15 protein-coding genes and 1 riboswitch are annotated in these 21,072 nt (G+C 66.6%); of the genes, 10 read left to right on the plus strand and 5 right to left on the minus strand.

Annotated elements, in window-relative coordinates; genetic code table 11:
* Positions 1–3: 3 nt before the first annotated feature.
* From V4558_02705 to V4558_02725, 5 genes are read left to right on the plus strand one after another with little or no spacing between them, the layout of a single operon-like run.
* On the plus strand, positions 4–1,149 hold the full coding sequence (locus V4558_02705) for a glycosyltransferase (GenBank protein ID MES2304382.1): 1,146 nt from the start codon (positions 4–6) through the stop codon (positions 1,147–1,149).
* Positions 1,146–2,204: a hypothetical protein gene (locus tag V4558_02710; protein ID MES2304383.1), complete on the plus strand. Its 1,059-nt coding sequence runs from the start codon at positions 1,146–1,148 to the stop codon at positions 2,202–2,204. Before V4558_02705 ends, V4558_02710 begins: the two co-directional genes overlap by 4 nt.
* Entirely contained in the window at positions 2,201–3,343 is a 1,143-nt protein-coding gene (locus V4558_02715) for a hypothetical protein (GenBank protein ID MES2304384.1), read from the plus strand. The genes V4558_02710 and V4558_02715 overlap by 4 nt, the downstream gene beginning before the upstream one ends.
* Positions 3,343–4,362, plus strand: coding sequence for a GNAT family N-acetyltransferase (locus tag V4558_02720; GenBank protein MES2304385.1), 1,020 nt, complete (start codon positions 3,343–3,345; stop codon positions 4,360–4,362). The genes V4558_02715 and V4558_02720 overlap by 1 nt, the downstream gene beginning before the upstream one ends.
* Before the next feature lie 10 nt (positions 4,363–4,372).
* Entirely contained in the window at positions 4,373–5,428 is a 1,056-nt protein-coding gene (locus V4558_02725; protein ID MES2304386.1) for a GNAT family N-acetyltransferase, read from the plus strand.
* A gap of 39 nt (positions 5,429–5,467) precedes the next feature.
* Here V4558_02725 and V4558_02730 read toward each other — a convergent pair whose 3' ends face one another.
* Positions 5,468–9,832, minus strand: coding sequence for a S8 family peptidase (locus tag V4558_02730; protein MES2304387.1), 4,365 nt, complete (start codon positions 9,830–9,832; stop codon positions 5,468–5,470).
* A gap of 71 nt (positions 9,833–9,903) precedes the next feature.
* A riboswitch (cyclic di-GMP riboswitch) is annotated at positions 9,904–9,998 on the minus strand.
* 479 nt (positions 9,999–10,477) lie between these two features.
* Between V4558_02730 and V4558_02735 the strand changes: the two genes are divergently transcribed.
* The 3 genes from V4558_02735 (at position 10,478) to V4558_02745 (ending at position 13,335) form a co-directional block, all read left to right on the plus strand.
* Positions 10,478–11,233 carry a PEP-CTERM sorting domain-containing protein gene (locus V4558_02735; protein ID MES2304388.1) on the plus strand — a complete coding sequence of 252 codons (756 nt, stop codon included), beginning with the start codon at positions 10,478–10,480 and terminating at the stop codon, positions 11,231–11,233.
* A 100-nt stretch (positions 11,234–11,333) separates the two neighbouring features.
* Complete coding sequence (locus tag V4558_02740) at positions 11,334–12,323, plus strand: glycosyltransferase family 2 protein (GenBank protein MES2304389.1); 990 nt, start codon at positions 11,334–11,336, stop codon at positions 12,321–12,323.
* Position 12,324: 1 nt separating this feature from the next.
* Positions 12,325–13,335 carry an endonuclease/exonuclease/phosphatase family protein gene (locus V4558_02745; GenBank protein MES2304390.1) on the plus strand — a complete coding sequence of 337 codons (1,011 nt, stop codon included), beginning with the start codon at positions 12,325–12,327 and terminating at the stop codon, positions 13,333–13,335.
* Here V4558_02745 and V4558_02750 read toward each other — a convergent pair.
* On the minus strand, positions 13,332–13,772 hold the full coding sequence (locus V4558_02750) for a hypothetical protein (GenBank protein MES2304391.1): 441 nt from the start codon (positions 13,770–13,772) through the stop codon (positions 13,332–13,334). The two genes, V4558_02745 and V4558_02750, sit on opposite strands and share 4 nt — an antisense overlap.
* A 369-nt stretch (positions 13,773–14,141) precedes the next feature.
* On the opposite strand from V4558_02750, the gene V4558_02755 reads away from it, so the two are divergent.
* Positions 14,142–14,783 carry a glycosyltransferase family A protein gene (locus tag V4558_02755; GenBank protein MES2304392.1) on the plus strand — a complete coding sequence of 214 codons (642 nt, stop codon included), beginning with the start codon at positions 14,142–14,144 and terminating at the stop codon, positions 14,781–14,783.
* Positions 14,784–14,790: 7 nt separating this feature from the next.
* Positions 14,791–16,014 (plus strand): VanZ family protein, encoded by a 1,224-nt coding sequence (locus tag V4558_02760; GenBank protein MES2304393.1) that lies wholly within the window; start codon positions 14,791–14,793, stop codon positions 16,012–16,014.
* A 59-nt stretch (positions 16,015–16,073) separates the two neighbouring features.
* Here V4558_02760 and V4558_02765 read toward each other — a convergent pair whose 3' ends face one another.
* The 3 genes from V4558_02765 to V4558_02775 all read right to left on the minus strand — a co-directional run bounded on the left by V4558_02765 (position 16,074) and on the right by V4558_02775 (position 21,006).
* Positions 16,074–17,069 (minus strand): hypothetical protein, encoded by a 996-nt coding sequence (locus V4558_02765; GenBank protein MES2304394.1) that lies wholly within the window; start codon positions 17,067–17,069, stop codon positions 16,074–16,076.
* A 2-nt stretch (positions 17,070–17,071) separates the two neighbouring features.
* On the minus strand, positions 17,072–20,047 hold the full coding sequence (locus V4558_02770) for a carboxypeptidase regulatory-like domain-containing protein (protein ID MES2304395.1): 2,976 nt from the start codon (positions 20,045–20,047) through the stop codon (positions 17,072–17,074).
* Between the two features lie 176 nt (positions 20,048–20,223).
* Positions 20,224–21,006: a PEP-CTERM sorting domain-containing protein gene (locus V4558_02775; protein MES2304396.1), complete on the minus strand. Its 783-nt coding sequence runs from the start codon at positions 21,004–21,006 to the stop codon at positions 20,224–20,226.
* Positions 21,007–21,072 lie beyond the last annotated feature (66 nt).

Here is a 21,072-nt window from a genome sequence, read left to right on the forward strand (position 1 = left end):
GCGATGCGCGTCTTGCTGGTCACCGGCGTGATGCCCACGCCGTTCCGGCCAACCAAGGGGACCTTCAACGCCGCTCTCGTGGCCGGGCTGCGCGACGCGGGCGACGATGTCCGCGTGGTGGCGCCGGTCCCCTGGACCGATCGCCTCCGGGTCACGCCAGGCATGAAGCCTGATCCGACGGCGCGCTACCCGCTCTGGTTCTATCCCCCGCGACTCGCCCACGCCGGCCACCATCGCTGGATGCAGCTCACAGTGCTGCCTGCGGTGCGGCGGCTGACCCGGTCGTGGCGTCCGGATATTGTGCTGGGCTACTGGGCGCATCCCGATGGCACGGTCGCCATGGCCGCAGCTCGGGAGTTGGGCGTGCCGGGGGTGTTGCTCGTCGGTGGATCGGACATTCAGCTGCTCACGGCCGAGCCGGCGCGGCGCGCGATCATCCTTGAAACACTGCTCGCCGCCGACCGCGTGCTCGCCGTCGGAGCGCCGTTGCGGGAACGAGTCATCGCGCTCGGCGTGCCGGCGGACCGCGTCGGCGTCTTCCAGCGCGGAGTCGATGCGGCACAGTTTCATCCCGAGCACCCCGCTGCAGCTCGCGAGCGGCTCGGTCTCCCGGTCGATCGACCCATCGCCCTCTGGGTGGGCCGGATGGTTCCGGTCAAGGGACTCGAAGTCCTGCTCGATGCCTGGCCCAATGTGCGTGGGGGCAGCGCGCGACCGCTCCTGCTCCTGATTGGTGATGGCGAAGAGCGCGAAGCACTCCACCGCCGGGCCGCGTCCATGGAGGCCGAGGTCCGCTTCATCGGCAGCGTGGCACACGAGGCGCTCGCCGACTGGTACCGGGCCGCCGATGTCGTCGTACTTCCCTCGCGATCGGAAGGGATTCCCAATGTGCTGCTCGAAGGACTCGCCTGCGGCACGCCGTTCGTGGCGAGCGATGTGGGCGGCGTGAGTGAATTGCTGGAACCGCACAGTCGCGCGATTCCGCCAGGCAAAGCGGTGGCGCTCGCCGATGCCCTCTCGGCGGCGCTCGACGCGCCGGCAATGACCCGCCGCGCCGCGACCCAGGTGCTCGATCGGCGCGAGGCGATCGCTGCCTTCCGCAACGCTTTGCAGAATGTCCTGATCGAGTCGATCGAGCCGGCATCGTGAAGCTTCCCCGCAATGCCCAGCTCTGGCTGCCAGGCCTCCTGGCGGCGCGCCGACGTCAGCGACAGCATCGCTTCGACCCGGCGCGCCCGGTCACGGTCCATCTGATGTTCGCCGACCACTACGAACCGTACTGGGGGAGGCCCACCGACACGGTCGCGCGCAGCCGGGTTGATCTCTGGCAGCGCAAATGGCCCGTGATCGCCGAACGCCATCGCGATCACTCGGGCAAGCCGCCGCGATGGACGTTCTTCTATCCGCAGGAAGAGTATCGCGCCGAGCTGCTCGCGCCGCTGGCCGAGATGACCGCAGCCGGGATCGCCGACGTGGAAGTGCATATCCATCACGACGGCGAGGGAGAGCGCGACTTTCTCGACCGGATGGGCGGCTTTGTCGAGACGCTCGCGAGTCGGCACAACCTGCTGCACCTCATCGATGGCCGCCCGGGCTTCGGCTTCATTCACGGCAACTGGGCCCTCGACAATGCCCGCCCGGATGGCCGCTGGTGCGGACTCAATCACGAGCTGACACTGCTGCGCGATCTCGGCTGCTACGCTGACTTCACCTTGCCGGCAGCTCCCGACCCCTGCCAGACCCGGATTGTCAACGCGATCTACTGGGCCGTCGATGACCCGGCACGCCCGCGTTCGCATGACACTGGGGCGCTGGTGGAGCGCGGCGTCGCCAAACCGGCTGACGCCCTGCTCTGCGTCCAGGGTCCACTCACAGTGCGCCCCCACCCGCGCTACCGGCTGCTGCCGTCGCTCGAAGTCGGCGAGCTGGCGGGATATGCGGCTCCCTCGCCGGGGCGCGCCGAAGCGTGGCTCGACGCCGCACCGCGCATCGGGAACGACGTGTTCGTGAAGCTCTTCACCCACGGCGCCCCGGAGAAGAATGCCGGGCCACTCCTCGACGGTTTCATTGACCGGGTGCTGCGCGATGTGCGCGGCGCCTGCGATGCGCGCGGCTGGCAACTGTCGTTCGCGACGGCCTGGGAGTGCTACCGCGCGGTGCTCACCGCCGCGGCGCTGCCACTCCCGCCAGAGGTCGGCTCGTGAGCCGCGACCAGCTGGTCGTCGGCGACGTGACACTCGTCGCTTCCGCAGATCGCGTCACGCTCTCCGGCGACGTTGGAGTCGGCAGACTCTTCTGGTCGATGCCACCTCGGCCATCGGTCGAACTCCGCGGCGAGCCCTTCGTCGCCGCACTGCTCCTGAGTGCGATGCGGAGCGGCCGCGATCTGGTGCTGCCGCCCAATGCACCGGTCGACGCCAGCTTTCTGGCCGCGACGACCGAACTTCAGGTGATCTTCGCCCGCTGGTACACCGCACTCTCGCGGGTCGACATCGTTGCCCCGGAAATCGCCTCACGCGGAAGCGCGAGCGGCCGAATGGTCGGCTACTCCGGCGGCGTCGACAGCAGCTACAGCGTGCTCCGCGCGGCCGACGGCGCGGATGGTACGGTGCTCTTCGACGGCATCGAATACGGCGAGCCGAACCCGGCGCTGATGTCGGCGGTGGGCGCCACGCTCACGCAGGCGATGGCCGCACGACACCTGCCCCTCACGACGGTGCAGACCAACGTCAAGTCGGTTGGCCGCGCCACCGGCGGGTACTGGTCGGAATTCATCGGTGGTGCGCTCGCCTCCATTCCGCACGCGCTCGGTCTGGCCGACTACACCGTGGCCGGGAGCAATTCGTGGGAGAATCTGCGCCCCTATGGAACGCATCCCTACACCGACCCACTCTGGAGCTCGAGCACGCTCCGCATTCATCATCACGGCACGGAGGCTCTCCGGATCGAGAAGCTCGCCGCGCTCGCCCAGGCGCCGGACCTGCTGGCCGTGTTGCGCGTCTGCTTTCAGGGTGAGGACTACAACTGCGGTGTCTGCCACAAGTGCCTCCAGACATCCGCAGCACTGCGAGCACTCGGGCTCGAATCGCCCGCCATGCCGCCACTGCGTGACCCGACGCTCCTTCGTCGCCTTGTCGTGGAGCACGATGGCGACCTGGTCGACTGGGTCGAGATCCTTACCCCTGGGCTCGAGACACGTGATCCGGCACTGGCGCACGAGCTCGGCCGGCTGATGCATCGCTACCGGCTGCGGAAGGTCGTCAAGGAGCTCGACGAGGTGCTCCTGAACGGTGGTGGCCGAAAGATGTTGCGTCGGCTTGGTATGATCGGGGCTGCGCCCTGATGACGCTCGCCATCGAGGTGATCACCGAGCCCTCGCGCGTCACCGCGTTGCTCCCCGAGTGGGACGCACTGGCACTGAGTGACCCGCGCAGCTCACCGTACGACTGCGGATCGCTGGTCACCGGGCTCGGCGGAATTGTGGAACCGATTCAGGCAGCCTATCTGGTCACGGCGCGAAGCACCGATGGCGCACTGGCGGGCGTCCTGCCCTTGCGTCGCATTCCGCTCAAGACCCGCCTCGGTGGCCATCAGCTTATCGGATACACGCGCTGGCACACCTCGTACTTCGATGCCGCCGTGAACCCGGCCATTCCGGGAGTGGCCGACACCCTGGTCGCCGGGCTCGCCGAACGACATGACTGGGAACACGGCGACCTGCAATTCATTCGGCCCGATGGAAACCTCTTCCCCGCGACCGACGAGACATCGCGCACCGCGGTCGCCGCATCGCAATTGATCCGCAACGCGCATGTCGCCGGGTCGGCGAACGTGAGCGTGATGGCGCACAAGACCGCGCGCAGGCTGTCGAAGGCCGGGAGCGTCGAATTCACTGGTGCGGTGAGCCTCGGCGACCTCGAGCCGGCCGTACGGTGGTTCGCCGCGCGCCACACCGAACGCTGGCGCGATCACGGTGACTCGGCAGAGTTCGCCGAGCCGGAGGCGGTGCAGCGGCTCATCGAGGTAATGGCCCGCGCAGCCCGTGCCGGGTATGGTCGCGTCGGTACCTTGCGCGTCTCCGGTGAACTGGTCGCGGTGCACCTGGCATTTCGCTGGCGAGATACGCAATACAGCTGGCGAATGGCGCACGACGCTGCCTGGCAGCAGCTCTCGCCGGGGCGCCTGCTCCTCGCACTGATGATCGAAGATGCATTTGCCGGTGGTTGCGCCAGCTATGATCTTGGGCGGGGAACGGAAGACTACAAGCATCTCTGGGAGACCACGATGCGACCACTCTACCGAATCACTTTTCCCGGACAAAGCTGGCGCGCCAGAATCGCGGGCTTCCGGCGACGCGGCTAGCCGAATGCAGGTGCGTGTGGTCCGGACCTCGCGCGCGCTCGCCGGACTGCTCCCGGCGTGGTCAGAGCTGTTCGCGCGTGATCCACGCGGCAACGCCCGCAACGCACCGACGCTGGTGGTCGCGTTCCACCAGATGTTCCAGCCAGCGGTCTCGCCATTGGTGTTCGTAGTGAGCGATCGCCATGAGCGCATCTGCGGTGTCCTCCCGCTGGGAATTGCACGCCAACGGGTCGGTCCCCTGATCCTGCGGCGGCTGGTTCCCCTGATCCACTGGCACGCGTACTACTGCGACGCCGTCGTCATCCCGGAAGCGGGAGAGGCGGTCGGCACAGCCCTCCGCACCGCAATCCGGCAATCAGGGTGGGACCAGCTGGCGCTCCCGCACTTGCGCGCGGATTCCTGGCTGCTGGACCCGATGGTCGCACCGTTCCGCGAAATCGACTCGCTTCGCGCCACGGCCGGCCTCCCGTCGCCCCGGATCGCGCTGCCCCGCGACCCCGTGCTCCCTGGCCGCAGTGCCGTCAACATGGCGGAACGGGAAGCGAAGTTGCGGGCGTCGGGGTCGATCGAATTGGGATGGCAACTGGTGGGCCCGGGCTTTCGCGAGGCCGTGGCCGAATTCATTCGGATGCACACAGATCTCAAGACCGTGCAACAGCAAACTGCGAGCTTCCGTCACGGCACCGCGGCCCGCGATTTTCCCGCGTGGTTGTTCACTGAAGCCGAGGCGGGACGGGCGCGACTCTTTACCATCCGGCGCAACGGGGTGCTGATTGCGGCCAGCGTGGTGCTTGTCAGTCACGGCGTAGGGCACTCGTATCGGGTCGCCTGGGCTCCGGAGCTGGCGCAATTCGGCCTGGGCATCCTGCAGACCACGCGACTGATCGAAGCGTGCAGCGCGCAGGGCGATCTGTTGTTCGACATGGGACCGGGGGCCGAGCCCTACAAATTGAAGTGGCGTCCGGAAGTCACCCCGCTGACGGATCTCGCGGCGACGCGGCCCACCTGGCGGGTGCGGGGTGCGAACCACTGGTTGCGACTGCGGGGCCGCCCGCCACTTTCGTGAAGGACGACCCCGCGTCTCTATCGTCGTGACCGCAGCGAGCTAGCGATTTCGCCGTGCGCGTGCTTCCCCACCAACCGCTCCCGCCGGCTCCTTCAGCATCAATCCCTGCAGCTTCGACGCAGCCTCGGCCGAGAAGCGCACGTGGGCCCGCTCAACCCAGGCGAGCAGGTCGCCAAGATCGTAACCACCGTTGCGGTTGCCGTCGCGATCGAAGATAGTGCGCTGATCTTCCGTCAGGCCGCCCGCGCGGAAGAGTTCTTCCACGGCAATCCCCGGCTCGGGTGAGGGCACCGCCACGATCTCAAGGGTATCGACAAAGGTGCTCTTGATCGACGGGTCGCGCTGCAGCCTGATCTCGATGGAATCCACGTGGACGCCAGGCTGCAGCGTGGTGGGCAGGCGTTCCCAGATCATCCGGCCGTTGAGTTCGCCGGTGAGCGTCATCAGGCGGAACCGGCTCGAGTTGGTCGAAGCCATCCAGAGTGACGACGCTCCGTCGACAAGCGCCCCCTCAACCACCGCGGTGTCGAGCGTCGACTCCACCAGGCTCGCCGAGGTGCCGGCCGCCGTGAGGACCCGGAACTTCTTCCCCTTCGGCGTGACGGCGATCGACGAAGGCGCAGCGGCGATGCTGAGCGTGTCGACAATCATTGCTGTCGCGCCGCCGGCTACCACGCGGATGGTGTCGACGTAGGTCCCGACGCCGAGCGCAGCGCTGTTCCGGCTCCAGCGTACCCGACCGCTGCCGGTGCCACTGGCCGTCGTGAGCGTCGCCCAGCTCGCGGTACGAGCCGCGCTCCAGGTCGTCGTGCCGTTACCCGTGCCAGTGAGCGTCACCGTCGCGCTGTCGGTCGGCGTGCTGCCACCCTGGGTGATGTTGTTCCGGCGACCGGCGGGCGAGAGCGCAACGGCAATCGGGATGACCGGCACCGAGGTGATGCGCACTGTGTCATAGACCATCGCAGGCGTCGCCACACCGGCCGCCGTGACCGTGATGGTGTCGACATAGGTGCCCACGGCCAGCGCCGACACGTTCCGGCTCCACGCGACGGTACCACTGCCGGTCCCCGCGGCCGTCGTCAGCGTGGTCCAGCTCTTCCGCCTGGTTGCGCTCCACGTCGTGGTGGCAGCGTTAGTACCCGCGAGCGTGACGGTGGCCTGATCGCCTGCTGCCGCCGCACCCTGCGTGACCGAGACCATTCGCGCCGCGGGTGACAGCGCAAGGGTCACCGGGACCGGCGCGCTGGTGATCCGCAACGTGTCATACACCGTGACCGGGCTTGCCACACCGACGGCAGTGACCGTGATGGTGTCGACGTAAGTGCCGGCAGTGAGTCCGGTTGCATTCCGGCTCCACGCCACCGTGCCACTGCCGGTGCCGGCAGCCGTCGTGAGCGTGGTCCAGCTCTTCCGCTTGCTCGCCGACCACGTTGTGGTCGAGCTGTTGTCACCCGCGAGCGTGATGGCGGCCTGGTCGACCGGCGCGCTGGTACCCTGTACTACCGAGACGGTACGTGAGGTGGGTGCCACGGCGAGAGTCAGTGGCACCGGTGCAGTGGTCACGCGCAACGTGTCGTAGACATAGCCCGGCGCAGCGACTCCGACGGCGACCACCGTGATGGTGTCGACGTAGACGCCGGCGGCGAGTCCGCTGGCATTGCGGGTCCAGAACATGTTTCCGCTGCCAGTGCCGCTGGGATTCGTGAGCGTGGTCCAGCTCTTCCGCCTGGTCGCGCTCCAGTTGGTCGACGCGCTGTTGTCGCCGCTGAGCACGACACCAGAGTGATCGCCGGACGCGCTGCCGCCAACCTGGACCGTGGTGCTCCGCGAGCCTGGCGTCATCACCATCGTCACCGGAACTGCTGCTGCCGAGACGCGCAGCGTGTCGTAGAGCACGACCGGCTGCGCGACACCGACGGCCGAAACGGTGAGGGTATCGACATAGGTACCCGCGGTGAGGCCAGTGGCGTTGCGGCTCCAGCTCACGACTCCGGAGCCGGTTGCGCTGCTGTTCGTGAGCGTGGTCCAGCTCTTCCGCTTGGTGGCGCTCCACTGCGTCGCCGCACTGTTATCGCCAGCGACGGTGACAGCGGCCTGATCCGATGGCGCACTGCCACCGGCGACGACCGACACATTGCGCGACGTGGGAGCGATGGCAAGGGTGAGCGGCACTGGCGCTGCGGTCACCCGCAAGGTGTCATACACCACACTCGCCGTGGCGACGCCGACGGCAGTCACAGTGATCGTATCGACATAGGTTCCCACGGTGAGCCCGGTGGCATTGCGGCTCCACGCCACGGTGCCACTACCGGTGCCACTCCCGCCGGTCAGTGTGGTCCAGCTCTTCCGCTTCGCCGCACTCCAGATCGTGGTGAGCGCATTGTCCCCGAGCAGGGTGACACTCGCCTGATCGATCGGTGCGTTGCCGCCCTGCTGCACTGCGGCATTGCGCGAGGGCGGCGACACGGCCAGCGTGACCGGTACCGCAGCGGCGGTGACCCGCAACGTGTCATAGAGGACCTGCGGCGAACCGACGGCGCCCGCGGCCGACACGGTGAGGGTGTCGACGTAGGTGCCGACAGCAAGCCCAGTGGCGTTGCGCGTCCAGGCGAGCGTACCGCTGCCCGTGCCGCTGCCCGTCGTGAAGGTGGTCCAGCTCTTCCGCTTGGTCGCGCTCCACGCCGTGCTGCTGCCGTTGCTGCCGCTCAGCGTGATGCTGGCCTGATCGCTCGGCGCACCGTTCCCCTGCTGTACCGCGACGTTCCGCGACGTCGGGGCAATGGCGATCGTGAGCGGCAGCGGAGCTGCCGTCACGCGCAGGGTGTCGTAAATGGTGCCAGGCGATCCGGTCGCGCCCGGGGCCGTGATGCTGATCGTGTCGACGTAGGTACCGACAGCAAGCCCGGTTGCATTGCGGCTCCAGGAAACGGTGCCCGATCCGGTGCCACTCGCCGCGGTCAGTGTCGTCCAGCTCTTCCGCCTCGTAGCGGTCCAGCTGGTGCTGGAGCTGTTGGTGCCGGACAGCGTCACCGTGCCCTGATCGGCCGGTGCACTGCTGCCCTGCACCACGGATGCGTTTCGGCCTGCGGGTGACACGGCAAGCGTCAGCGGTGCCGGCGGCGGTGCCACGCCACCGATCGAATTCGCCGCGCGCACGAGGCCGTAGCCGGTGTTGTTGTCAAAGCCTGCGCCCTCGAGGTCGAGCGCGCCATCGCGGAGCTTCTGGTAGAGCTGAGCGAAGGAGAGCGACGGGAAGGCCGAAAGAATCAGTGCGGCCACACCCACCACGTGCGGCGTCGCCATCGAAGTGCCGCTCTTGCTGCCAGTGCCGCCGCCAGGCATCGTGCTGATGACGCCGACGCCCGGCGCCGAGAAGTCGACTTCCGGACCGAAGTCCGACCAGCTCGCGCGCACGTTGCTGCCATCCACAGCGGCGACGGCGATCGAATAGGCAGACGAGGCCGGGTAGAGCACCGCGCTGCCGTTGTTGCCCGACGCGGCAATGAGATAGGTCCCCTGCGCGGCGGCGGTCTGCATCGCCGCATCATACGATGGCGAGTAGGTGCCGCCGATCGAGACGTTGACGAGGCGGATGCCCTGCGTCACTGCCCACTGCAGGCCGGCGATCTGGGAAGAGGTGTAGGCGAGACAGGAACCGCCCACGTTCTCGAAGACCTTGATGGCGTAGAGCTGGGCGCGCGGTGCGACACCGACGACGCCACTGCCGTTGTCGAGAGCGGCGATGGTGCCGGCCACGTGCGTGCCGTGACCGCTGCAGACGGAGATGTCGTCGGCCCAGTCGCTGGCGACGCGCGTGACGGCGTTGTAGCCGCCGACGTAATTGAGGTCAGGATGAGTCGCGTCACCACCGGAGTCCATCGCCGCGACCTTCACGCCCTCGCCGCGATTGCCAGTGGCCCACACCGCCGGGGCGGTCACGTTGGTGACACCGTACGGGGTGGTATCGACACGGCGGTAGGCCGCCCAGCGATCCGACGGATCGAATCCGTCACCGAGGTCGGTCGGTGCCCAGAGGCGGTCGGCTTCGACGGCGGCGACGTTGGGGTCGGCGGCGAGCGCCGCGGCCTGGTCGGGGGAAATTTCCCCCATCACCATCCCGGCAAACGGAGCGCGCGAGTTTTCCCGGAGCTGGAAGCGACTGGAGAGTCGGGAAGCAATGACGGCAAGTTCGCTGGCCGAGACCGGCGGATCCCCGGCCTGCCGAAGCGCCGCGCCCCCCTGCGAAGACTGCAGCGTCACGATGACCCGGCCGCCGGAGCGGACCACGGCATCGCGGAGCGGGTTCGAGACACCCTGCGCCTGGCTGATCCCCGGAAGGGCCAGCAGCGCGAGGGTGCCGAGGCGGACGACGAGACGGGTCTTCGAGGCGAAGCTGAACTGCATACAGTGCTCTCCAATGCCATTGATCCGCCACTCCGGCGGCCTCACCCCGTGCGGGTGAGAAATTCCCTGGCGCTGGCGACTCGGCTGGCGTGGCATCGGGTGATCCCGAGGCGGTAGCTCCGTGGTTCTGCGTCCCACCCTTTCGGGTGGTTTGCTCTGGGCAGCGGCCACAACGTGGCGTCAACATATTGAGCAAAAGCTTTGCCAACTCTTACTCCCTGTAAATCATCGGCTTAAGGCTGTTTTTCTGTATGATTTCTGGTGTAGCTGTATGATTATCTTACAATCTCCTACGAGAGCTTCCGCAATTGCTCCCCTCGGCCGCATCCGGGGAGGGCGCTGTGCCGCGTGGCAGGACGCCAACGCCGCTCGGCTGGAGATAGTGTGGCGCGATTGCAACAAAGAGGGCGTGCGTGGGTGCAACGAGACCACAACCTGGCGATGCCGTCCTCGGGGATCGTGCTGACATCCCGGCCACGACCAACTCGCTAAAACATTCAAATACAACGAGTTACCAGCGGCGTCTCGGTCGCGGTTCGATCCTTGGCATGAACGGATTTCGTGGCACAGCAGGTGCGTTAGGGGAGACCGTCAAGACGATCAGACGAAAAACCCGAAACCGAATTTGACGGAGAGTTACCCCCCATGAAGCAGATCTTCCGTAATGCAGTCGGAGTGGCAGTCGCGGCGATGGCCGTGGTGGCGCCGCTCTCCGCCTCAACCGGCGACGGTCATTTCCAGCTGCTCAGCAAGGCGGCCCCGAGCGACTGGTTCAACCGGACCGGTGAATTCACGGCCTCGTACAATCCGATCACCCTGCCGACCAACACCGCCTTCTCGGTGTTCTGCGTCGACCGGACCGGCTCGATTACGCCGGGCGACAACTACGATGTCTGGGTGAGCGAGATCGCGGCTGGCCCGCTCTCGAACACCGAGCTCGGCGGCGCCGGTAACCCGGATGCTTACGAGATCTATCGTCGTCAGGCCTTCCTGGTGCAGACCTACTTCGCGATGGGTGGCAACACCGGCCTCACCGGCAGCGAGAATGACTGGCAGTTCGCGATCTGGGGCCTGAAGGAAGCGGGCGGTCTCGGCGCGACCGCAGCGAGCTTCTTCGCCGCGTTCGATGCCCAGGGCACTCTGGCGTGGAACATCATCGTGGCGACCGGCGCCCTCGGCGCAGCCGGCGCGGCGTTCGATGCAACCGACTGGCGCGTGATCACTGACGCCAGCAACGACTGCCTCAACAAGGATGGTGGCCCGGCCAAGTGCCAGGAACTGATCTTCAAGAACGGCTCGCCGCCGGAAGAGATCGTGCCGGAGCCGGCGACGATGTCGCTGCTGGCGATGGGCCTGGCGGGTATGGCCGGTGCAGGCGTCCGCCGCCGGAAGCAGAAGTAGTCCTCGCTTCAAGCTCCGACTAAATTCCCAAGCGGGCCCCGAGATCGTCGGGGCCCGCTTCGGTTTTCCGGCACCTCCCCAGCCATCGAGCGCCCGCCGCGTGACTCCCCCCGCCCCGACCATCACCGTCGTGATCCCGATGCGCAACGAGGCATCCCATATCACGGCCTGCCTCGAGTCGGTGCTGGCCTCCGCGCTGCCGGATGGCATGACGTTCGAGTTGCTGGTCCTTGACGGTGAGAGCACCGACGACTCGGCCGCACTCGTGACCGCACTCGCGGCGCGGGACCCGCGGGTGCGGCTCCTCCCCAATCCCGATCGACTCCAGGCCGCCGCGTTCAACCGCGGACTCGCGGAGGCGCGCGGCGAGTACCTTGTGCGACTCGACGCCCATTCGCTCTATGGCAACGACTACCTCGCCGAAGCCGTGCGCCTGCTCGAGAGTACCGGGGCAGCCAATGTTGGTGGATTGCAGCGCGCCACCGGCGAGGGCGTGCTGGGCCGCGCCATTGCGGCCGCAGTCTCGTCCCGTTTCGCTGCCGGCGACGCACAGTACCGTCACGCCACCGAGCCGAAATGGACCGACACGGTCTATCTCGGCGCCTGGCGCACGGCGACGGTGCGCGAACTGGGCGGCATGCATGCCGACTGGGCGGTCAACGAAGATTACGAGATGAACGTCCGCCTGCGGGCGCGCGGTGGCCGAGTGTATCTGTCGCCGACGCTGCAGTCGACCTACTTCGTCCGCGATTCACTCCCCAAGCTCGTGCGGCAGTACACCCGCTACGGCTTCTGGAAAGTGCGGACCCTCCTCCTTCACCCGGGCTCGTTGCGGTGGCGGCAGGCGATCGCGCCGCTCTTCGTGCTCTCGCTCCTCGCTACACCGTTGTTGCTGCATTATCTCGGCTGGTTCGGCGCTCTCCATCTCGCGCTCTATCTCGCGGCGAACCTCACGGCGTCGCTCCTCGTGGCACGCCAGTATGGCTGGGCCCTCCTTCCCTGCTTTCCACTGATCTTCCTCCTGATTCATTGCAGTTGGGGCAGCGGGTTCCTTGCGGGCGCCCTCTACTGGCCCTGGCAGAAGCGGTAACGTGACTCTCACACCGTGGTTCCGCCGACTCGGGCTGCTCTCGCTCGCCGCTGTTGCACTCAGCTATCTGCTCACCTGTCAGCTCGGTGACCGCATCTGGTGGGCTCTCCCCTTTCTCTTCGGCCCGCGCTGGCTGCTGGCGATGCCGCTCGTCGGTGTGGTGCCCTGGCTGCTGGTTCGACCTCGAGAGGCGTGGCTGCCGGTGTGCGTGGGTGCGGCGCTCACCTGTTTCGGCTTGCTCGACGTGCGAATCGGAACGGGTCGGCTCACGGCAGGCGCCGGTGTACCGGTGCGGGTGGTGGAGTTGAACGCCGGTGCCGGCAGTGGTGGCAACACTCCAGCGGCGAATGTCGTCGCCGAACTACAGCGGCTTTCCCCCGACGTCGCGGTCTTCGCTGAATGCGGCAATGGTCCGGTGCGTGCCGCGCTGAGTGCGCTGCCGGGATACCATTTCAAGGTGAGCGAGACGTCACTTTGCCTGTTGTCGCGCGGCGAGATTCTGGAGTGGAGCGAGCGTGACCCGATGGATATCTGGAAGGAGGGCGGCTCGGGGGCGATCGTGCGCGCGAAGGTGCAGACCGCTGCTGGCCCACTTCGCGTAGGACTGGTTCACCTCGAGACCCCGCGGGACGCGCTCGATAACTACGCCGATCTCTCTACTATCCCGACTCTTGGTGATGTCACCCGCGCCAACATCCGGCAGCGCGAGGAAGAGTCGACCAAGGCGAGGGAGTGGATCCTGCCGACGAGTGACCAGCCGACAATCGTGGTGGGTGACTTCAACCTGCCGATCGAAAGCGCGATCTTTCGTCGTCACTGGAGCGACTTGCGCGACGCGTTCAGTCGGGGCGGCCTCGGGAGTGGACACACGAAGCGGACGCGCTGGTGGGGCGTCCGCATCGACCACATTCTCACGACTTCGGAAATCGGCACCAGCCGGAGTTTTACCGGCCGGGACGTCGGATCAGATCACCTGCCACTCGTGGCGGACCTGATCATCCCTGCCCACTAGCGAATCACGACCGCGCGATAACCGGTGAGATCCTGCAGCGCGTAGCTCCCGCGCGCGGCAGCGGCGGAGACGGAGGCGCGGAGTTCGCTGGTCCGTGAGATGTCACGCAGGTGCACCTGGGCAACGGTACCATTGGCGATGGCGCCGGTCACGACCATATCGGCGCTCGAGTTGCCGACGACAGTGAAGCCGTCATAACCAACGATGCGCGCCGAATCGACACCGGGACCACTCACCGAGAGCTGTAGCGCGCCGTCATCGGCGCGGGGGGTCGCGATCTGGATGGTCAGCCAGCCAGCAGTCGGGGCCACCGGGGTGACCGGGGTGCTGCCGGTCGGGCTCTGTCCGCCGCACGCGGCGAGAACCAGGGCAGCAACGGCCAGGATGGATCGGTGGTTCGACGCGATCCGGCGGGACAGCTTGAAGGTGTAGGTCATTCGGCTACCAGCTCTTCGAGAGTGTGGACGTCATCTCGCTGGCGGCTGGGCGGGCATGCCGTCGGGATCCTCTCCGTCGGGGTAGCTCCCTGGCTCTGCGACCCCCGGTTTCCCTGGGTGTGCTCTGGGCAGCGTGCTTCGGTTTTTCGGCGGTCACGAGTGCCGCTGTTCATTTCTATGGCAATTCATGGACCGTTCTGGGCCCCCTCGGGCCTCGTGATCTAAGTATCGGACGGACAATAACTTGGCTGTAGGGTGTGGTTTAATTGACTGACTTGAAAGGTGACGAACCGTTCACTAATTTGACGATATGCCAGCGGCTCGGTCCGGCGCTATGGCGAAGCAAGGGACTGGAGTGAAGCCGAACCGATGACCGCCAGACGTGTTGCCACCGTGATCCCCGCCTACAACGCGGCCGCTTCAATCGAGGCCGCCATCGCCTCGGCCCGTGGCCAGACCCGCCCTCCAGATGAGATCATCGTGGTCGATGATGGCAGTTCCGATGCGACCGCCACCCTGGCCGAGGCGGCCGGCGGCCGTGTCATCCGGCAGGCCAATGCCGGCCCCGGCGCAGCACGGAATCGCGGCATCGCGGCCACCGATGCCGAGTGGATCGCACTGCTCGACGCGGATGACGTCTGGCGTCCGGAGCGGATCGCCAACGAACTGGTGCGAACCGATGAGCCGAAGGTGGCCGTCATCTTCTCGGGAGAGCATTTCATCGAAAAGCAGCCGCCGATGCCGCCGCCTACCATCGACTTCGATGGCCTGTGGGAGCAGAATCGGATTCCGACGAGTTCGGTGCTGATGCGACGCGCCGCCTGGGAGGCGGTCGGTGGTTTTGACGAGAGCCGTGAACTGATCGGCGTCGAGGACTACAATCTCTGGCTTCGGATCAGGAGTTCACTACGTATCTCCACTACGGCATGGAACTCTTCTACTACGGTGAGCGATTCGCCGCGCGGCAATTCCTCGCGGAAGCCGCCCGTCCCGCTCGAGCCACGATGTTGAGGGTGGTGTGACGCTCCGGCGCGTCCTGGTACTGGCGTGGCTGGCCGTGATCGCGGCCGTTACACTCACCGCTGCGCCGGACCAGGTCGATCGTATCCTCGAGACGCCGTGGTACTGTCTCGCGTGTGGCGACGCTGGCGCGACCGATGTCCTGCTGAATGTGCTGCTCTTCCTGCCGCTTGGAGTCGCCGCACGGCTGGCGGGATGGCGCTTCAACAAGACACTGCTGCTCCTGCTCCTCCTCACTATCGCGATCGAAGCCACCCAGGCCACCTGGCTCGCCGGTCGAGATGCATCGCTCAGTGACATCCTCGCGAACGGTGCTGGCGGAGTTGGCGGGTGGCTGCTGCTCCCGCAGCTGGTGGCCGCACTCAACCCCACACCACGCCTGGCACTGCGCGCCGCACTTGGGTTTCTCGTCGCAGGGGCCGGCGTCTGGGCCGCGACCGGTGTCGGACTCACCATCGCGCTGAGTCCCGCCGGGCCGTGGGTCGGACAGCCCCTTCGGCTCTGGCCCGGACATGACCGTTTTCCCGGTACGATGCAGCAGGCGAGCATGAGCGGGATTCCAGTCAGCAACGACCCGCTCCCCGGCGTGCCGGCGCAGCTCGACTCCCTCGATCTCACGCTCGACCTGACCCGCACCGGTGCCGCGATATCATCGCGGCCGATCTCGCTCCTGAGAATCGTGGATGCGCGGCAACAGCTGCAGCTCTCCGCCGGCATCAGGGGTCGCAGTCTCCTGCTTGAACATCGGGTCGCGGCAAGCAGCCTGTTACTGCGGACACCGGCCTGGCGATTCGAGGACGCCGCCATCACACCACTCACCGTGCCATGGCGATTCCACTGGTTCCGGCGCGCTGGCGCCGTGATACTCGAGAGTGGCCCCGTCGCCGGCCCCGCGCGGGAATACGTCGTGCCGCTCTCGATTGCACTCGGCTGGGCATTCGTGCATCCTTTCGCACCGCCCGTCGGCGACAGCGCCCCCTGGTGGAGCGTGCTCTGGATCGCCTGCTGGCTCGGTCCGCTCGGTTGGTTCGCCGGGGTAATGGGACTCCGCATCGCCCTGCGATTCGGCATCGCGGCCATTGGAGCAATGGCACTGGCCTCCGCCGCAACGCAGCTACCGATCCACTCCGATGAACTGCTCGTTGCCACAATGCTCTTCACGACCTTCGCCCTCTTCGGCGCCACCCAGCGGAGACGCTCGGCCCCGACAGAAATTCAATGACAGCGAGGGGCCCCGGCAAACACCGGAGCCCCTCTCTAGTCTCTAGTCTCTAGTCTCTGTCAGTTCGAAAGCGTAATATCTCCGCCACCGCGCGGCTTGAGGACCCAGGTCCCGTCGCCGCGAGGGACCAGCACTCCCTTCACGCTGATCGTGAGCCCTGGCACGAAGATGTTCGATGGCGCATTGATCAATGCGTCGAGAATTACGTCGGCGCGGACGGCCGGATTGGCGGCTTCCGCAATCCGCACCAGGAAGTCCGGCAGCGACGGCAGCGTGTCGTTGATCTTGGCGCTGGTGACCGACACCAGTGCAGCGTCGAGGGTGCCGCCCTTGGCGTTATTCGCCTCGGCGACAGTCACGGGCACCGAAACCGGCGCGGGACCTTCGCCGAGTGAGGCGAAGAGGCCGTCGATCAGCACTGGCTGACCCTGCCGCGTTCCGGTCGTGCCGAAGACACTCACCGAATCGCCGAGGTTGTTGCCGGACCGACCAGGCCGGTGACGTGAACCAGTGATCCGGATGGTCCCGGTCGCGTCCTTGATGAAGGAAGACGAATCACGGAAGAATTGCATCGCCGAGAGGACCCGACCGCGAATGAAGACACGACGACCGACGGGGAGTGCGCGTGCCTGTGCGATGGTGACTTCCGCGAACGCAAGCCGCACGGCACGAGAGCCCAGGACAGAATCGGGCTGGCCGACCAGACGAATCACCCCGCTGTCGCCAACTACCGTGGCAATCGAATCACCGAGCGCCTTGCGATCCACGGCGACACGGTAGCTGCCGAGCGGCACGGTGTCGAACGTGGCGAGCCCCTGGACACTGCTGGTCGCGATCCGAATCGTGTCGGTGCCACCGGCCGCGAGGAGCGCGACGCGGGCGCCCGCGAAGACAGTATCCGCCGTCGTGTAGCTCTGCGAACCGTCGCGATCGAGATAGACGAAGACGCCAACGGCCCCGTTCGGGAGCGATGGCAACAGCAGCTTTTCCCCGGCATTGGAGCAGGCGCCCGCAAGCGCGAGTGCGAAGACGGCAAGTGCGCGTGAGTTCCGCATGGTCAGTTCTCCACCCGGATCCCTACTCGCAGCAGGCGGCCTTCGCCGCGTCGCACGAGCAGTTTTCCGAAATTCGTATTCGCGAGGAGCGGCAACACGGTATGTCCCGTGCCATCGGTCGAGATCGTTCCGGTGGGATTCACCAGCACTGCGGCGTGATCGACGAGTCCGGTTTCGGTCGCGATCACGTTGAAGCCATCGAGCGTCAGCGCAACCCGACGGGCACCTCCCACCGGGAGCCCCACCTCGGCACGCAGATCGAGGCCGTGCACTCCCTTTTCCCGGCAGCTGTTGCGCTTCGCAAAGCCGGCGCCACTCAAGCAACTCTCGCGACCCGCGAGTTCACTCATACCGGCGATGCTGCTGCCGAGGAATGCCGGATCGTTGCCGGTGGCGCCATCGCCATTGGCATCGACACCACGCTGGAATCCCGGCGTGAACGGCAGCCCCGAACGGAAGCGATAACGCGCCGAGAGCGCGATCGGATTGGTTCCAGTGCTCCGGTATTCGGCGGTGGCCACCAGTCGGTGCGGGATATCAAGGTCCGATCGCCCGGCATCCCAGTTGGCCGCACCGCGGCCATCCGCAAACGGCGACAGGCGATCGGCAGGATCGGCGCTGAGCTGGCCGACGACGTTGTCCTGGGTCTTCGAGTAAGTGTACGAGGCCATCAGCTGAAGCCCGCGCGACACGCGATGCTCGAACCCCAGTGTCGCGGCGTAGTAGTCGCTGTAGCCCGTCGAGGAAATGCCGTAGGCGAAATCGATTTCCCGGAAGCGGTGATTCGACCCGACGGTCGGCGTGAGCAGCGCGCCATACTGCTCGAGAGTTCCCCAGATCGAGCGGCCATCACTGTTGGTCGAGAGGGGCGCCACCGAGCGATTGATATCTTCGCGACGGAGGAGGTAATCGGTGTGACCGTAGCCGCCCGTGATCGAAAACGACGTTCCGCCACCCAGGTCGTGTGTGAGCCCGAGTTCGCCCTTGAAGGTGCGGGGCGCGCGCACATCGGGGCCGTAGAAGGCGATCGATGGGCCGACGAACGGCGCCGCACTTGGCTCGCCGGTCTTCGGCCAGGCCAGTGCGCCGGTCGCCCGGCGCACACTCACGTCGCCATCGAACTGGACGACTTCGGCAAAGGTGGTGATATCGTGCTGCCCCGGCAGCAAACCAGCCTCACCGCGCAGACTGGTCCGGTTCGCGGCGTCGAGCGCCAGCGTGAAGCCACCGCGCGGCCCAACCACTTTTTGCCGGACAGGAACGAGTTGATTGTTGAGCCCCGAAGCGTCGCCCCAGATCTTGCTCTCGCCGATCAGGTCGGTTGGCAGCGCTGACTTCTGGAATCGGAATCCCGCCGAGAGCTGGAGCCGCGATGAAGCGCGCCAGTTGTCTTCCACGAAGAGCGAGAGCGTTGTCACCGAAATCTGCGGCGCGGCAGTCGCCCGCAACGCCTGATAGTAGGAACCGCGGCCGGCAGCAAAGTCGGCCGCGCTGCCGAAATCGTAGCGACCGCCACTGCCGGGCATCCAGTCGTAGGTCGATTTCCGCGATTGTGCGTTACCACCGACCTTGAAGGTGTGCTTGCCGCTGAGGAAGGTGATCGCTTCGTTCAACTCGAAGGCACTCTCCTTGAAATTGCCGGGCAACGTGCTGGCGCCACCGAAGGCGAATCCGGAATTGACGATGCCGGTGAATGGCAGGGAGGCGCCGGTCCAGTCGCGCTTACTGCTGCGCACTCCGACGCGCGACTCACTGACCCAGTCGTCGCCAGTGAGTGTCAGCGCGGCCGAGCTGGAAAAATCGCTGGCCGCGAGCTTCGAGCCCGCACCATTCACGGCTTCGGTGCCGGCCTGGAGATTCTCCTCAGTCCACGACGCGCCACCGCCTCGCACGGAGATGTCGGCACTCTTGCCGACACGGAAATCGACTCGGCCGAGCGCACTGCCACCCTTCCAGCTGCGCACGGTCGGTGAGAGCCAGGCGGAGACATCGCGCCCGCCGACGGTCTGCGCGACCGTAAGTAGCGAGGCGATTGGATCGCCAGTGCCGGCAACCAGTGGATCGGCGCTGGGCTGTTCCAGCTGGCGGTAGTCGGCGCGCAGGAACCAGGTTGCCGTATCACCCTTGAGTGCGCCGCTCATCGCGAGCCCCGCCTCCAGCGATGTGGCAGACGAATCGGCAGGGTTGTCGGCCGAAGCTCCGCCGAGTTTGGCCCCGCTGAAGGCGGCGTAGGGATGGAAACGGAAGCGACCGTCACCGCGAGCGGAAGTTGCGCTCAACAGCGCACCACCGGCGGGCCGGAATTCCACGTCCTGCGGGAAGAACGAGACCAGCGCCTGGGCAATGCCATCGCGTGACCAGAGCGGAGCCGAAGCGGCGTCACCGGGAAGGCCGGGATGCCTCAGCAGCGTCTCCTCGACACCGTCGACCATCAATCGCGAGAACCTAGGGCCCAGGCCACCGGCGCTTGCCACGAAGCCATCGCGGCCATCGCGCGGCGGATCCACGGTAGAGAACGAGCGGCTGGCATCGGTCAGATCACGACGGCGATCGAACGCGCGGAGCGCGTCGGCGTCGAGGGCATTGCCGCTGGTCGTGGCGGTGATGGTTGCATTGGCCGGTTGCTCTGTAACGCTGTTGATCGGCGGCGGACGACGGACCAGGGTGAAGCGCACTGAGGTCAGGGCGCCGGTCACGACCGCGGCATCGATCGCCCGGATGGGCTGAAATCCCAGTTGTTCGGCGAGGATGTTGTAGTGACCGACCGGAATCGAGCGCAGGTTGACCTGCCCCGCACGATCCGTCTCGAGGATGCGGAACGCGGTGCCACGATGCTCAATGGTGACCGAAACACCCCTGAGCGGGGTACCGCGATCATCCGTGACCGTGGCGACAAGGCCGCCTGCCGTAAGGCTCTGGGCGGCTAGCGAGGGCGCGGCGAGGCCCGAGAATACGGCAAAAAGGGCGACGTGGCGCAACTGGGGACCGAAGATCGGCATAGCCTTCCCGGTTCGGGGGAGATGCGGGTCGGGTAAGTAACCCGCCGGGGAATGGCTGCTGAATGTGCAGGAGGAGTGCCAGAGGGGAAAAGCAGAGCCGCCCTCCCCCGTTTAGGGGAGGGCGGCTCGACCTTCAGGCTGAGTTGCGGCCGAGGTTACTTGTTGCGGCGGCGACGGCGGTTGGCCGCCATGCCCGCGAGGCCCATCGCCAGCAGCGACATCGTGGCCGGCTCAGGGACGACGTCATCTTCGCCCTCATTGCCGCCGGTGCTGTCGTCGGTTCCGCAATACTTCGCGGTGCCGACTGCCGCATTGGAGACGCACTCGAGCGAGATCGAATTTGCGCCGACGCGCTGCGCCTTCCAGCCCCATTCGAGCGCCGTCAGGGCCGCCGCGTCGAGCGCGGTGCCACCGGTGTGGTTCAGGGTGATGACCATCCAGTCTTCATTGCCGCTGAACGTCGGGCCAGGCGAGCCGTCGCAGGTCTTGTAGTTGGTGCCGCTGCCGCCGGACGGGCCGGCGCAGGTCACCAGGCCACCGTTACCACCGGCATCCGCGCCACCGTTGAAGGTCACGCCGACGCCCGGGATCGACGTCACGAAAGACCAGTCAGCGGTGACATCGCCGCTTGCCACCCCGGCGACGCCGACGTAGTTCTGCCAGATCGCTGAGCCGAGCGTCCAGCTGCCGGCGTACCCGCCAAGCCCGAACACGCCGAAGCCCTGCAGCGAGGAAGCGATGATCTTGCTGCCGGCTGTCGAGCCGTTGAACAGGTAGACCTGCAGGTTGCCGCCGCTGAGCGCGAACTTGGCGGTGACGCAGGTCAGCGTTCCGGCCCCCGTCGAGCCGGCGCAGCGGGTCTCGGTTACGTCGGCACGAGCGGCCACCGGCGCCATCAGCGCGGCGACGCCCAGTGCCATACCAGCGAACTTCTTCATATGCTGCCTCTTCCTTCGGAATGTGAACTGCGCCAAGAAGCTGATGTCGTCGGGCTGCAACATGGA

Source organism: Gemmatimonadota bacterium (assembly GCA_040388535.1).
In the GTDB taxonomy this organism is placed as follows: domain Bacteria; phylum Gemmatimonadota; class Gemmatimonadetes; order Gemmatimonadales; family GWC2-71-9; genus Palsa-1233.

Excerpts from the sequence above, each read along its gene's own strand:
- V4558_02730 (MES2304387.1), bottom strand. The coding sequence starts at position 9,832 with ATGCAGTTCAGCTTCGCCTCGAAGACCCGTCTCGTCGTCCGCCTCGGC.
- V4558_02720 (MES2304385.1), top strand. The coding sequence starts at position 3,343 with ATGACGCTCGCCATCGAGGTGATCACCGAGCCCTCGCGCGTCACCGCG.
- V4558_02775 (MES2304396.1), bottom strand. The coding sequence starts at position 21,006 with ATGAAGAAGTTCGCTGGTATGGCACTGGGCGTCGCCGCGCTGATGGCG.
- V4558_02765 (MES2304394.1), bottom strand. The coding sequence starts at position 17,069 with ATGCGGAACTCACGCGCACTTGCCGTCTTCGCACTCGCGCTTGCGGGC.
- V4558_02735 (MES2304388.1), top strand. The coding sequence starts at position 10,478 with ATGAAGCAGATCTTCCGTAATGCAGTCGGAGTGGCAGTCGCGGCGATG.
- V4558_02755 (MES2304392.1), top strand. The coding sequence starts at position 14,142 with ATGACCGCCAGACGTGTTGCCACCGTGATCCCCGCCTACAACGCGGCC.
- V4558_02750 (MES2304391.1), bottom strand. The coding sequence starts at position 13,772 with ATGACCTACACCTTCAAGCTGTCCCGCCGGATCGCGTCGAACCACCGA.
- V4558_02705 (MES2304382.1), top strand. The coding sequence starts at position 4 with ATGCGCGTCTTGCTGGTCACCGGCGTGATGCCCACGCCGTTCCGGCCA.